Raw genomic sequence first — 14,015 nt, 5'->3', positions numbered from 1 at the left:
TCCGGTCTCCGCCGCACGGGGCCGCCTCGGGGCCGCGCCGACGGCGCGGGCGGCACCCGCCCGGAGTGTGAGGCTTCTCCCCGCTTCGTATCCGTCGTAGGTTTGGAAGGTGAGTAACTCTCTGTATCTTGCGGCACTGGCCGTCGCCGCGATCGACGGGCTCGACGCAGTCGGGACGCGCCCGCCCTTCACGGACTCGGACGACTACGTCGCCGGGGGCGTCCTGGACGCCAACGGACGGCACTGGGTGGTCAAGTGCCCCAAGAACTCACACGCCTCGACGCTCATCGAGGCCGAGGCCGCGCTCGCCCCCCTTCTCCTCGACGAGCTCCGCCGAGGCAACCTGCCCTTCGACATCGTGCGCCCCGCAGGCTTCGCCAACGCCGCCACCGGGGGCCGGGCGCTCGTCTTCCCCGAACCCTTCGGGCGGGTCCTGGGCTGGGATGAGATGTCCGCCGCCGACGCGCGGGAGCTCGGGCGGACCCTTGCGGCGATCCACGCGCTGGAGCCCGACGTGATCGCCGACGCGGGGCTTCCAGTCTACAGCGCCGAAGAGTGGAGGGCTCGCGTCTCGGCCGAGCTGCACGACGTCGACGCCGCGAGCCCCCTGCCGGCGATTCTCCGCCGACGGTGGGACGAGGCGCTGGAGGACTCCCGGCTCTGGCAGTTCGAAGGGGTGGTCGTCCACGGGGACGTGGACGCGGAGAACTTCCTGTGGTCCAGCAACGGCATCGCGACCGTCGTGGGCTTCGGCCAGGCGAAGGTGGCCGATCCGGCGCTCGACCTCTCGCCCTTCCTCTCCCTGCCGGAGAGGGCCTACGCCTCGGCCATCGACTCCTACGAGAACACCCGGGACCTCGAACTCGACGACGCGATGTACACGCGCATGCTCCTCATGTCGGAGTTGGCCATTCCCCGGTGGCTCATGCACGGCATCCGCACCCACAATCCGGACGTCGAGACGGAGGCCCACGGGATGCTGGACGAACTCGCCCGCCAGATCGAGGCCGACCCCGAGTTGAGGGCGGGCCTGGCCTGGAGCGTCACCGACTGAGTTCGTCCATGCGGGCGGCGATCTGCTGCTCGTCGAGGTCGCCGGCCATCAGGGTTCCGCCGTCGCGCAGGTAGACGAAGCAGGCGCCGACGGATTGCAGGGGCGTGCCGTGGGCCTTGGCCCAGGCGATCCGGTAGATGGCCAGCTGGAGCTCGCGTGAGGCCAGACCGGCGGCGTCCGGGCGCCTTCCCGTCTTCCAGTCGACGATCGTCACGTCGGGCAGGTCGGGCTGCGCGCTCGTGTCGAAGACGGCGTCGACCGTGCATCGCACGATCCGTCCGCCGACGACGACGGCCAGGCCCTCCTCGATCGCCAAGGGGGACAGTGCCGCCCACCTGCTGGCCTCGAAGACGCCGAGCATCCTCCTCTCCTCCTCGCGGGTGACGGCGTCCTGGTCCACGGGCTGTTCGGCGGCGCTCAGGACGGCGTCCACGTCGAGGGTGGCCGGACGCTCGTAGAACTCGGCTATCCTGGCGTGCAGTTCGGTGCCCGTGCGCGCCGCGCGGCTGGGCCGGCGGGGGATCGGCCGCCGCTGCTGGGCGAGGAAGCCTTCGGGGTCCTCGGCCATGTGGACGACTTCGGTGGCGGTCATGTAGGGCCGCCGCCTCGTGTGCTCCCGGGTGCCCTCGACCTTCTCGGCGATGAGCATCCGCACCGCGTGCGCGCGGTCCGCTCGGCTCTCGGCCCGCGTCCCGGCGCGGCCGTCCCGACCCTCGGCGAGCCGGGCGGCGCTCGGAACGCGCAGGACGTCCGTCGGCCACAAGGGGCGCCCAGAGTAGTCGGGGACCGCGCCGGGCTGCTCATCGCGGCCCCTCGGTGTGCAGCCGGGAGCGAGGGAGGGGCCGGAGCTCGGGGAGGACCCGCCCTCCGCAGACCCCGGCGCCGCGGGGTCGGGCGGGCCGGGAGCGGGGGATTCCTCCGGCGATCCGGACGCGGCGCCTGCGGCGGGGACCGCCGCCGTCCGGCGCCGGACGTCCTCCAGGAAGGCGGATCGGGCGACGTCGCGGCCGTCGCGCCGCGAGTACCCGGCGAGCAGCAGTTCCTCGGTCGGCCGGGTGAAGGCCACGTACGCCAGACGCCTGGCCTCCCGGCTCTCGTGCTCGGGCAGATCCTCCCGCAGGAAGCGGTGGTAGGCCTGTCCGGCTTCGATCTTGCCCTCGTGGTCGGCCGCACGGAAGGCGGGCAGGTGGGCGGCATCCCTGCGCAGGGGGAAGGGGAAGATCCCCGCGTCGCTCACCCACGAGCTCAGTCCGGACTCCCGGGGCGCGAACTGGCCTTCGACGAGTTCGGGGACCGCGACGAGGTCGCGCCATTCGAGGCCCTTCGCCGCGTGGACCGTCATGATCTGGACGACGCCCGGATGGACGTCGACGTCGTCGACCGGGAGCTCGTCGACGCCGGACTCCCCCTCCCCGCCGTGTTCGTGGCGGTCGACCATGTCGAGCCAGGCGGCGAACTCCGCCAGGCCGCTTCCCGGATGCTGATCCTGGTAGTCGCGTCCGAGCGCGATGAAGGAGTCGATGGAGGTCTTGACCCGCTGCGAGCCGGCCGAGGCGACCTCCAGCCCCAGGATCGAGACGCAGTGCGCTATGAGCTCGTCGAGCGGCAGGTGCACGCAGGAGCGCAGGCGCTCCAGGATCGCGGCGACGGCGGCCAGGCGTTCGCGGGCTGGAACGGTGAAGCGGCACCCCTCGGGCAGATCGGCGAGGGCTTCGACCAGGCTGGCCTCGCTCCTGGGATCGAGCCCGGTCCGCTCCGTCTGTTTCCGGGCGAGCTCGACGGACCAGGCGTGGAGGGCGCGCAGATCCGAGGCGCCGATCCCCCACAGCGTCAGCAGGCGCAGGAGCAGGTCGTTGCGGGCGGGGTTGACGGCTACGCCCAGGGCCGCGCGCACCGTGAGGATCTCGGGGCGCATGACCAGGCTCTCCCCTCCGACGATCTCGTAGGGCACGCCCAACTCGCGCAGGGACTCGGCCATCGGGTCCATGTAGGAGCGTTTCCGGCACAGCACGGCTATCTCCGCCTGTCTGCCTTCCGCGGACGCCTCGGATGTCACCTCCCGGATCCTGCGCGCGACGGCCCGGTAGGAGTCGTCGCGCGATTCTGCGCGGACTTCGGCGACGCGCCCCGGTCCGGCCCCGGTCCGAGCGGTCAGCCTCTTCACCTCGACCCCTTCGGCTTTCAGGCCGGACGCCACTGCGTTGGCGGCGTCGAGGATCGCCCGGTCGGAGCGGAACGACGTGGACAGGGACAGCTGCGTCGTCCCTCCCAGGCGCGCGCCGAAACGGCGGGCGAAGTCGGCCAGGGCGTTGGAGCTGGCCCCGCGCCACCCGTAGATGGCCTGGTTGGGGTCCCCCACCGCACACACGGACCGGCCCGGCATTCCCTCGGGCGCCAGCGCCGAGGTGAGGAACTCCGCCTGGCCGACGGAGGTGTCCTGGTATTCGTCGAGGAGGACGAGCCGGTATCTGGCGGCGATGTCGCGTCCGATGGCGGGGTGGGCCCGCACGAGGGCTGCGGCCGTCGCGACCTGGTCGGCGAATTCGACGATCCCCTCGCTTCGCTTGCGCTCGAAGTAGGCTTCGACGATGGGCAGGCAGGCGATCTGGAGGGAGAAGGAGGTGTCTTTGACCTTCGACCAGTCGCGTGAGACCTCCGGCATCCCCGAGAAACGCCGGCGATCGGCGGCCAGGCGTCGGAATGCGGCCGCCTCCCGGTGGAAGAAGTCCCGCGCCCGGTCCACGGTCAGGCCGTTGTCTATCAGTCCGGCCGCGAGGGCGAGGCTCACCTCGACGATGCGGGCGGGGGACGCCGTTCCGGCGACGTCCGGGTCGACGGAGGAGGAGGCGACGACGTCCGACATGACCTGCCACCGCTCCGCCTCGGTGATCAGACGCGCCGAGGGATCGCCTCCCACGAGCATGCCGTGGGCCTGCGCGATGTCGGAGGCGAAGGCGTTGTACGTCGAGACGGTGGCCCGTTCCAGGATCGACCGGCGGGCACGGCCGTCCTCCGGGGCGGCGGGCATGAGCCCGGCCCGGCGGACGGCGGCCAGGGAGGATTCCACCCGCAGGGCGAGCTCCCCGGCGGCTTTGCGGGTGAAGGTGAGTCCGAGGACCTCGTCGGGGCGGACGACGCCGCGCGCGACGTGGTAGGCGATGCGGTTGGCCATCGTCGCCGTCTTGCCGGATCCCGCGCCGGCGACGACGAGGATCGCCGGCGCGTCGCTTTCGATGACGAGGCGCTGTTCGCCGGTGGGAGGGAAGGCGGGGTTGACCGCACGCATGATCGCCTCGTAGGAGGTCACGAGAACATCCTCCCCTCGTTGCGGGCCGGGCAGACCTTGGCGAAGCGGCAGGTGCGGCAGTTCTCCTCCGAGGAGACGGCGGCGAACTCCCCTCCGCGCAGGAGGCCCGCAGCCGCGTGGATGCGCTGGCGGGCGCGCTCACGGCTCTCCGCGTCCAAGCGGCCCTGCCTGCGGATCGCCGGTCCGCCGCGCGAGGCCTTGCCCAGATAGACGAGATCGGCTCCGGCCGTCGAGCCCTCGCCCTCGACCTGTTCGACCGCCCACTGGTAGAGCTGGAGTTGGACGCTGTCCTGAGCGGCCTTGGCCGACACCGGGTACTTCCCCGTCTTGAAGTCGACGACCTTCCATCCGTCGGGCGTCGGCTCGATCCGGTCGATCTTCCCACTCAGGACGACGCCGCCCCCCGCGGGCGCCTTCACCGGGTTCTCCACGCGGGCGCGGCCGGCCCCGGACAGGCGGTAGTCGGAGAGGTAGGCGGCGAGCAGCTCGACCATCGCCCGGGCGCGCAGGCGGTCGAATTCGGCGGTGCCCGGGCTCTCGGGGAGGAAGCGCCAAGCGCGTTCGAAGGCTTCGAGCAGTTCGTCCCTCGTCCCGTCGGGATGCCGCTCGGCGATCGCGTGCACCAGAGTGCCGATCTCGGCCGCCCTGCGATCGTCGGAGGGCTCGCCTCCGATCGAGGAGAGGAAGCCCCGCAGAGGGCAGTCCAGGAGAATCTCGACACGGGAGGGCGACACCCCCACGCTCGCGTCGTCGGCGAGTCCCTCCGCGTCCGTGACGTCCAGGGCGTCCGGCCAGCGGGCGGGATCGGCCTGCGCGAATCCGGCCCGGGCGAGCGACGCCAGGAGGTCGGCGGCGTCCTGGTCGCCGCTGAGCGCGTCCCGTCTGAGGGAGGAGACCAGGCCGGCGGCGTCGAACCGCGCCGGCAGCGGTCCGGCCTCCCGGAGCATCGGCGCGCCGCCGTCGCCCTCCCCGGCGGCGCGCCCCTGCGCCCCCCGTCCGCTCGGCTCCGCGGTTCGGCCGGCCCGCTCTTCGGAGCCGCCTGCCGACTGCGAAGCGTCCCCCGTCTCGCCGGACGGCTCGACGAAGCCCATGAGGTCGAAGAAGCGGGAGGGCCGGGCGCCCTCGCCGTCGACGCATGTCAGGACGAGCCGCCTGCCGGCCCGGGTCACCGCGTGGTGGAGCTGGCGTAGCTCGTCGTCGACGACGTCGTCGACGGCCTCGCGCCTGGCTTCCGCCTCGTCGAGACCTTCGACGTCGCGCCCGCTGACGACCTGGGCGAGGCGGTTCGTGTGAGTGAAGGCGTCGCGCAGGCGCATGTTGGGCCAGAGTCCGTCCTGGAGCTGCGCGATGACGAGGATGTCCCATTCGCGTCCGATCGAGGCCGCCGGCGTGGTCAGGGTGACGGATTCGACGCTCGAACCCGAACGGGCGATGGAGTCCTGCGGCAGGTCCTGGGACTGGAGCTCGCGGAGGAGATCCTCGACGGACACCGCGGCGTCGCGGTCGGCCATGCGCTGGGCGACGCGGAACAGCTGGATGACGGCGTCGAGGGAGGAGTCCGCGGCGTCGGCGTCCACGCCTCCCGCCAGAGCGGCCCGCCTCCATCCCTCGGCGACGCCCGCGGCGTCCCACGCCGCCCACAGGACCTCTTCCGCCTGGCCTCGCGAGCTCTCGTACGCCCGCCGGATCCGCGCGACGAGGCGTGCCGCCCGGACGAGGTCGTCGGCGCCCCGGGGGGCCGCCCGCTCGACGGCCTCGGGGCCGTCCAGGACGAGGGCGAGGAGCGCCTCCTCGCCGCGCTCCCCTCCCCCGGCCAGTTCCCATCCGCGCAGGGTCCGGCCGAGCTGGCGCAGGCGCAGCGGGTCGATCGCCACCATCGGCCCGGCCAGGACGTCTCGCACGTCCGGCGCTCCGTCGCGGTCCGGGAGGGCGAGCCGGACGAGGTCGAGGAGGGCGGCGACCGCGGGCTCCTCGCGCAGCGGCCTGTCCGTTCCGATCTGCCCGACGGGGATCCCCCGGCGCACGAGGGACGCCCGGATGCCCGCGTGGGCGCTGCGGGAGCGGGTCATGACCGCCATGTCGGCGTAGGACGTCCCGCCCAGCAGATGGGCTTCGCGCAGGGTGTGGGCGATCCAGGCGTTCTCCTCCTCCCCGTTGACGAAACGGCGCCCTTCGAGGAGGTCCTCCCCCGTCGCGGGAGCGGGCTCGCGCTGCGCGATCGCCCCTCCTCCCACGCGTATCGCCCCGGCGATCCTGTCCGCGAGGCCCGCGATCCTCCTGCCCGCCCGGTGGCGCCGCCGCAACGGCACCGGGCGGCATCCGAGGAGCCGGATGACGTCGCCGGGAAGGGAGGCGAGGGCTCCGCGGAAGCCCTGGACCGAGGCGTCGGGGTCTCCCGTCACGACGATGGAGGCGCCGTCGCAGGCCAACTCGGCGAGCAGGGCGACGATAGAACCGGGCGCGTTGTGGACGTCGTCGACCAGGACCCAGTCCCAGCGGGGACGGGGAAAGCGCCGGGCCTGCGGCTCCCGGGAGACGTTGCCGTCCCAGTTGCGCAGCATGGCGGTGGCGGCGCCGACCAGGCGGGCGTGGTCGAGCCGGTCCGGCGACTGGGACGATCCCGCGAAGGCGTCCTGTGCGGCCGTCACCGACTCGTACAGGTCGAGTACGTGCGCACCGGCCACCCACATGGGCTCGCCGAGCCGGCGCCCGAGCCGTTCCAGGCGCCCCGAGGAGCATCCGAGCTCCGAGGCGCGGGTGATCAGGTCGCGGATCTGGGACCTGAACCCCTTCGTGGCCCGCAGGTCGTCGGTGACGAACTCGGGGAATTCGATCGGGGCGTCCGCGTCCCCCAGGATCTCGGCGAGAAGGGCGTCCTCCTCGGGGCCGGATATGAGCTCGGGGTCACGCCGGCCCACGGCCTGGGCGTACGCCTGGACGATCGAATAGGCGAAGGCCGTCAGCGTGTGGACGCCCACACGCTCCGACAGCGACCCCAACCGCAGGGACATCGAGTCGTAGAGCGCCCCCGCCGCGCGGCGGTCGAACGTGATGACGGCGATGCGGCCGCCGGGCGCCGCGGCCTCTCGGGCGACGAGGGCCTCCAGGAGCCTGGTCTTGCCGGTGCCCGGAGCGCCCAGCACGCTCACGCGGCACGGCGGGGCGCACTCGTCCAGAGCCGACCGCTGGAATTCGTCCAGGGGCGCGGACCCGTTCGCCATCGTCACCTCCACATGCACGCCGCGCCCCCGGCGGGTGCGGCCGGTAGAAGCCTACCGAGGAGCTCCGACATGCCGAACGCGCCCGGCGCCTTCCCGATTTCGGCCGTAGATGAACACCCCGGGCGGTATCGATCGGCATTCTTCCACGCAGGCTAAGCTGGTTTCGGCGCGCCGTCCGGGCGTGTCCAGCCTCAACACACGGGAGTACGGCATGAGAATCTTGATTGGCATCCAGAACGTTCAGCGGGAGCTGGAGATCGACGTCCCGATCGACGCCGTCGGTGTCAAGTCCGCCGTCGCCGAGGCCCTCTCCTCCGGCGCGCCCCTGGTCTTCACCGACTCGGAGGGCAAGAGCGTGATCGTCCCCATCCACTCCCTCGGCTACGTCACGACCGCCGCCGACAAGTCTCGCCACGTCGGCTTCGGCTTCACGAACTGAACGTTGGAGCCCCGGATTCCCCCGGGGCTCCAACATCTTGCCGTGCACGCGAACGTGCACGCTGCCGACGGGCCCGTGGACGGCTGTGGGCCCGCCTTCAGCTCAATTCATCTGAGTCGCGGCGACGAAATTATACCCCTGGGAGCGGATTCCGCTGACCGCCGTCTTCAACTCGCTGACCGGATAGCCGGGGTGGAAGAAGAAGCTGGCGTTGCCGTCCCGCACCACGAGGTTCGCACGGGCGTTGGCGACGAGGTCCTCGCCGAGGCGCGCCTTGTGGTTGTTGTAGTCGGTGGGCTCGTAGTTGCCCAGGTTCTCCGGCAGGATGCGCGTTCCGTTCGGGTCGGTGACGGTGTAGGGGAAGAACTGGCCGAAATGCCCAGACTTGCCGCTGTTGGCCGAGACCAGGGTCCCCGGGAAGAAGAGGACGCGCTCGTACCGCGTCCGATAGACCTTGTCCATGCCCAGGTAGGCGTTCTTGGAGGCGGCGTAGTGCGGCGTCTCGAAGATGGTCGACTTGCCTAGCCCGACCCTCTGCAGTTCGGCCTGGCCGGATGCCACACGCTTGCGCGCCCAGTCGACCGAGTCGTTGGGAAGCGGCCCGACCAGTTGGACCCACGAGTTCGTCTTGCAATCGACGGCGGGGCCGCCCGACGCCTTGTCCGTGCACCAGGAGCGGTAGAACTCGAAGTCGTCGCCGGAAACCGCGTTGTATGGATTATTGAGCTTCTCATACTGGTGAGTGGTACCGTGTTGTATTACAGTACCGCCATTGGCTTGGGCGTACTTGAGGAGCTTCAGCAACTCCGGATTGTCATTGAAGGTCTTCTTATTGGGAACCTTCTGATTGTATACGCCCTTGGCGTCGACATACTGCGGGATTGTTGCCAGCTGGAACGGGATGCGCTCGGAGACGAAGTAGTCGACGAGCGGCTTGAGATCCTCGACCGTGGTCTCGGGGCTGACGTCCTCGATGCGGACGGCCGCGGTGCGCTGGGCGGCCCCCGTGTTCTTCCCGTCGAGGCCGGTGATGAGATCGGCGTAGGCGAGGTAGCGGTCCTTCTCCTCCATGTAGGCCAGAGGGATCTCCCCGATGTAGGTGAGGTTGGAGGACTGGACGGCCCAGGGGAAGCTGCTTCCCTGGGTCTGGGCGACCTTGTCGCAGTTCTGCGCGGCCGTCTCGCCGCAGGTCGCGGTGGCCAGGACCTTCACCGCCGAGGAGTCGACGATGTGGGGAGCGAGGATTCCGCTGTTGTTGAGCTTGTTGCGCGTCAGAGTCTGCCCCTTGTAGGAGACGGACCTGACGGGGTCGGCCGAATCGATGTACGAGGTGGCGGCATCCCATCCGAACCGGCTGATGAAGGCCTGCCGATCGGAGTCGGTGGAGGCGAGCTTCCAGATGTTGAAGCCCGACCACATGACCGGGACGTCGCCGGTCAAGACGTCGTCGATGAAGGCCCGCGGCAGCTTTTCGTCGTAGGTCGATCCGACGTATGCGACTCCGGTGTAGGCTCCGGCCAAACCGGCCTTGTAGTCGGCGACGGGAAGCGTCGTGACGGTCCCCGAGTGGGACGCGAGCATCGCGGTGCCCACGGCGTACATCTCGCCGAGGTTCGCGTAGTTGCCCGACGTGTCGAACAGGACGAGGGTCTTCGACTTCCCCGACGAGTTGCCGAAGGTCTTGGCCGAGCCGGGCAGGGAGGGGACGGAGTCGGCCAGGTGCCGAGTGCCCGCCTTCGTCGGAGCGACGTCTTTGGCGGGCTTGCCGAGGTCGACCTTGGATTTGGAGTCCAGTTTCAGCGGGAGCTCCCGCTTCTTCGCCGCGGCCGGCTCGGGGGGATCCTTCAACTGGTTGTTGCGAACCAGGGAATCGCTGCCCGCTGCCGCCTTGTCCTTCTGAGCGGATTGACTGGAGGTGGTCGTCTTATTGTCGCGGTCGCTGTCCCCGGCGGCCCAGACGGGCCCCGAGAGGGCGAGCGCGCCCGAGAGCGCGAAAGCCGTCGCGGCAATCCTCGCCCTCCGTCCGGAGGGACTAGACGATTGCGTGATTTTCACTGGTGACATCCCTTTCTCGTTGACGATGTGGGACAAAATCGGACAGGGGCTCTCCCCGTCCGAAGAGCGATGCCGTAGCAGCCAGGATCCGTTCGCACGCCCTGCCGTCCCCGTAGGGGTTGGCGGCGTGCGCCATCTTGGCGTACTCGTCATCGCGGCTGAGAAGAATGCTCGCCTCTTCGACGATGCGGTTCTCGTCCGTGCCGACGACCCGCGCCACCCCGTGCTCGACGGCTTCGGGGCGCTCGGTGTTCTCACGCAGGACCAGAACGGGCTTCGAGAGGGCGGGGGCCTCCTCCTGGATGCCCCCCGAGTCGGTGAGCACGAGGTCGGACCGGTTCATGACGGTGCAGATCGCGCCGTATTCCAGCGGCTCGGTGACGACGACGTTCGCGCGCCCCTCCAGCACCGGCAGCAAAGCCTCGCGGACCTGGGGGTTGCGGTGCGCGGGGAGCGCGAAGACGACGTCCGGGAACGCATCGGCGAGTCTGGCCACGGCCCGCCCGATGCGGGCCATCGGCGCGCCCCAGGATTCCCTGCGGTGGGCGGTGACCAGCACCATGCGGCGCGAGGTCTCGGCTACGGCGGCGTCGAGCCGCTCGTCGCCGCTGGGCACCGGACGCTCGACGGCCGCCAGGAGGGCGTCGATCACGGTATTGCCGGTGACGCGTATGGATTCCGGGGGCGTGTTCTCCCGGAGGAGGTTGTCCTTGCTCTCGGCCGTCGGGCACAGGTGGAGCGCCGTCAGCTGGCCGATGAGGCGCCTGTTGGCCTCCTCCGGGAAGGGCGAGGCGATGTCGCCCGTCCGCAGTCCGGCCTCGACGTGGAGAACCGGCTTCTGGTGGTAGAAGGCCGCCAAGGCGGCGGCGAAGGCCGACGACGTGTCGCCCTGGACGGCGATCGCATCCGGGGCGAACCCCCGGATCGCCTCGTCGGTTCCCTGGAGGGTCCGCGTCGTCACCTGGGTGAGCGTCTGCCCGGGCTTGTGGATGTTGAGGTCCAGATCGGGCTTGATGTCGAAGAAGGAATGGACCTGATCGAGCATTTCGCGATGCTGCCCGGTGACAACGATGCGGGGGTCGAATCGGGGATCCTGTGCGAAGGCCTTCACGAGAGGCGCCATCTTGATGGCCTCGGGCCGAGTCCCGTAGACGAGCATCACCCGGATCGCCGCAGTCGACGGCATATTTCACTCCTTGTCTTTGCGATGTGCGATTGTGATGAGATCTGCCAACGTCCGCTGCGTGAGCGCATCGGGTCGCGGACGCCCGAATGCGCTCAGTCGGACCGCGGGGGCCGACCGGGCGCCGGCAGTCAGCGGGAAGCGCGTCCCGTTCGTATGTCGCTGAAGGTCACGGCCGCGTCTTCGGTGTAGAGGGCCACTCTCCCCTTCTTGTACGGCCGTTCCTTGTCGACGACCTTGGCGAGGTCCTTCCCGTTGGCGGAAACGAGGAAGCCCGCTTCGTCATCGATCGGAGTGACGGTGACCGTGTGCTTGGACCCGAGGGGGAACGTGGGCGTCTTCCCAGAGGCGAGAAAGCGCTGACCTCCCGGATAGGCCGGGTCCTGTTTGGAGACCTCCCAGCCGTTGGGCTTGAGGACCACTGCGTAGAAATGCTGGGGGTCCTGGTAACGCCACAGGAACCATCCTACTTCCCATGGGTTGGGTTGACCATCCCGCACCTGGTCGGTCGTCTGCATGGAGGCGCCCACTTTGCCCGCGGAAGACTGGCCGCCGGCCACCACGAGGCCGGCGTGGGTGTCCTGTTTGCGCGCGGCCGAACGCGGTTGGATCTTGACCGTCCCCTCCTCGCAGCTGACATGGCCGTATCCGTCGTACACGACGTCGTAGCCCGGGCAGGGGTCGTCCTTGCGAGTCGCGATCTTCCAGACCACGGCGGCGGCGACGAGGGCCACGACCGCCGCGGAGGCGATGACGACCTTGCGTCGTCGCCTCATGACGGCGCCCCCGGCGAGGCGACGACGGTGGCGAGCTGGAGACCCTCGGCCTGGAGGGCCGGCACCGCCTCGGGCTCCTCGTTCTCACGCGCCGTCTTAGCCCAGCTGCGGCGCCCCAGGACGATGCGGCCGATCGCCCACCACCCCGAGATGAAGCCCAGGAGCCCGTAGAGGACGAAGAGGTGGGAGCACAGCAGGGCCTTGACCAGCCCGAAGCCGTTCACCCTCTCGACGCGCCAGTATATATACCCGTAGGCCATGCCCGGGCCGAAGGCCAGGAGGTAGGCCAGGATCAGCCATCCCCACGGCTGCGGGACCCCCTGGATCGCCCACGTGACCGACATGACGAGCGATATCGCGAAGGAGATCGTCAGGAGCGAGGAGGCGAGGATCAGGTAGGGGGCCAGGATCTGGTAGAGAGTGTCGGCCCGGGAGCGCCCGCGGTGTTCGCGTATGACCATCGGCAGGAGCTTGAGGGCCTGCAGGTTGCCCTGGAACCAGCGCGACCGCTGGCGCAGGAGGCGGCCCATCTGCGTCACGCCCTGCTGGTGGACGCTGGCGGTCCACGAGTACTCGTTGGCCCATCCGGTGGCGTTGAGCCGGATGCCCAGGTCGAAGTCCTCGGTCAGCGAGTCCGACCAAGGCTTGTCGCCCAGGGCGTCCAGGGCGGCGAGCCTGACGAATTGGCCGTTCCCGCCCATTCCGACGCTTCCCATGTGGCGCCGACCGCGCTGGAAGACCTCGGTGAAGACGACGAACTCCATGTCCTGCATGCGCGCCAGGAGCGAGCGGTGCCTGTTGTTGATCCGGACGCCGACCTGGACGGCGCCCACGTTGGGATCGGTGAAGGCGATCCTGGCCTCCGTGATCGCCTGCGGGTCGAGGCGGCCGTCGGCGTCCACGACGCCGATCACCACGTCTCCGGCCGAGCCCTTGAGGTAGCGCTCGCGCACCAGGGTGAGCGCGTTGTTGAGCGCCTCCCCCTTGCCCTTCCGGGCATTCGGGGGCACCCTCCTCATGACGTGGACCCTGGGGTCGCCGATGGAGTCGACGAGGTCGGCCGTGCCGTCCTCCGATCCGTCGTCGATGACGAGGATGTAGACCTCGGGGTAAGGGATCTCCAGCAGCTTCCCGACGCTGGCGACGATGACCTTGGCCTCGTTCAAGCAGGGGACGAGGATGACCATCCGGGGACGGGCGAGGTCGCCCGCCTTGATCGGGCTGTTCGTCAGCCATTCGGAGAATCGCCGGCGACGCTTGCGGACTCGCGGAGAGCATCGGGAGACGACGAGCATCGACACGGAGTAGATGATGGCCGTGACGACCATGAGGAGCGCGCCCCACCACCCCAAGGCGTCCAAGACGTCGATGGGGCGGGCGCTTTCGTAGCGCGGCGTGACATTCATGAAATTGTGGTACCCCCCTAGAAGAGAAGTCATTCCCTGGACCCGCCGAAAGACGACCTCTTGAGACCGCGAGCCAGGTGGCGCGGATACCGACTCAAGACCTGCGCCAGGTGTCTCGGCGAATGCCCACGCCTCACCGGCGTCTCATCCGAACTGATGCCCCGCAGCCGCCCGGAGAGGTCCGCGACGGCGAAGAAGAGGGCGAAGGCGATGAAGAACAGACCCGCGATGTCCAAGAGGATTCGCGCGATGAGGAGAAGCCCAGGGCCCTCGGGCAGTCCATTTCCTGCGATGAGGAGCCCGATGCCTGATGCCAACGGCGAGTATTGCATGACGTACCACAACCGATCTGTGAGCAAGTCGGAATTTCTGGAAAATCCCAGATGTCTTCTAGGAAATGTCCATTGTTTCCGACGCTACCCGCTTCGGACCTCGATCGCCAGGCTTACGCATGGGTAATTATACCCATGCGTAACCTACCGGGCTGTCGAGTCCGCCCGTTTCCTTGACGCAGCAACGAAAAGCCGCCCCGCCGAAACCCGGAACCCTCCCGGAAACCGAGCGTTCGGCCCGG

At 69.7% G+C, this 14,015-nt stretch carries 9 protein-coding genes; 2 read left to right on the top strand and 7 right to left on the bottom strand.

From position 1 onward, the window contains the following. The first annotated feature begins 109 nt into the window (after positions 1 to 109). Positions 110 to 1,054: a phosphotransferase gene (locus tag HMPREF0043_RS04105; protein WP_021601620.1), complete on the top strand. Its 945-nt coding sequence runs from the start codon at positions 110 to 112 to the stop codon at positions 1,052 to 1,054. Here the strand turns inward: HMPREF0043_RS04105 and HMPREF0043_RS04100 are convergent. Both HMPREF0043_RS04100 and HMPREF0043_RS04095 read right to left on the bottom strand, forming a co-directional pair. Further along, positions 1,044 to 4,361, bottom strand: coding sequence for an ATP-dependent DNA helicase (locus HMPREF0043_RS04100; protein ID WP_021601619.1), 3,318 nt, complete (start codon positions 4,359 to 4,361; stop codon positions 1,044 to 1,046). The two genes, HMPREF0043_RS04105 and HMPREF0043_RS04100, sit on opposite strands and share 11 nt — an antisense overlap. After that, positions 4,358 to 7,582, bottom strand: coding sequence for an ATP-dependent helicase (locus HMPREF0043_RS04095; protein WP_040317810.1), 3,225 nt, complete (start codon positions 7,580 to 7,582; stop codon positions 4,358 to 4,360). The genes HMPREF0043_RS04100 and HMPREF0043_RS04095 overlap by 4 nt, the downstream gene beginning before the upstream one ends. A gap of 211 nt (positions 7,583 to 7,793) precedes the next feature. Here HMPREF0043_RS04095 and HMPREF0043_RS04090 point away from each other — a divergent pair, with 211 nt between their 5' ends. Next, positions 7,794 to 8,021, top strand: a complete 228-nt coding sequence (locus HMPREF0043_RS04090; RefSeq protein WP_040317823.1) for a DUF3107 domain-containing protein — start codon at positions 7,794 to 7,796, stop codon at positions 8,019 to 8,021. Between the two features lie 102 nt (positions 8,022 to 8,123). Here HMPREF0043_RS04090 and HMPREF0043_RS04085 read toward each other — a convergent pair whose 3' ends face one another. The 5 genes from HMPREF0043_RS04085 to HMPREF0043_RS04065 all read right to left on the bottom strand — a co-directional run bounded on the left by HMPREF0043_RS04085 (position 8,124) and on the right by HMPREF0043_RS04065 (position 13,758). Further along, positions 8,124 to 10,076: a DUF2334 domain-containing protein gene (locus HMPREF0043_RS04085; protein ID WP_021601616.1), complete on the bottom strand. Its 1,953-nt coding sequence runs from the start codon at positions 10,074 to 10,076 to the stop codon at positions 8,124 to 8,126. After that, positions 10,054 to 11,262: a non-hydrolyzing UDP-N-acetylglucosamine 2-epimerase gene (wecB, locus tag HMPREF0043_RS04080; RefSeq protein ID WP_021601615.1), complete on the bottom strand. Its 1,209-nt coding sequence runs from the start codon at positions 11,260 to 11,262 to the stop codon at positions 10,054 to 10,056. Before wecB ends, HMPREF0043_RS04085 begins: the two co-directional genes overlap by 23 nt. Before the next feature lie 128 nt (positions 11,263 to 11,390). Then, a complete protein-coding gene (locus HMPREF0043_RS04075; protein ID WP_021601614.1) occupies positions 11,391 to 12,035 on the bottom strand; it encodes a hypothetical protein in 645 nt (214 codons plus the stop codon). Beyond that, a complete protein-coding gene (locus HMPREF0043_RS04070) occupies positions 12,032 to 13,441 on the bottom strand; it encodes a glycosyltransferase family 2 protein (protein WP_051317425.1) in 1,410 nt (469 codons plus the stop codon). The genes HMPREF0043_RS04075 and HMPREF0043_RS04070 overlap by 4 nt, the downstream gene beginning before the upstream one ends. Positions 13,442 to 13,470: 29 nt before the next feature. Then, positions 13,471 to 13,758, bottom strand: coding sequence for a hypothetical protein (locus HMPREF0043_RS04065; RefSeq protein ID WP_156897503.1), 288 nt, complete (start codon positions 13,756 to 13,758; stop codon positions 13,471 to 13,473). Positions 13,759 to 14,015: the final 257 nt, after the last annotated feature.

This window comes from Actinobaculum sp. oral taxon 183 str. F0552, from assembly GCF_000466165.1.
GTDB lineage: Bacteria > Actinomycetota > Actinomycetes > Actinomycetales > Actinomycetaceae > Peptidiphaga.
Note: the sequence above shows the minus strand (reverse complement) of the source record. Positions and strands in the feature narration are given on the sequence as shown.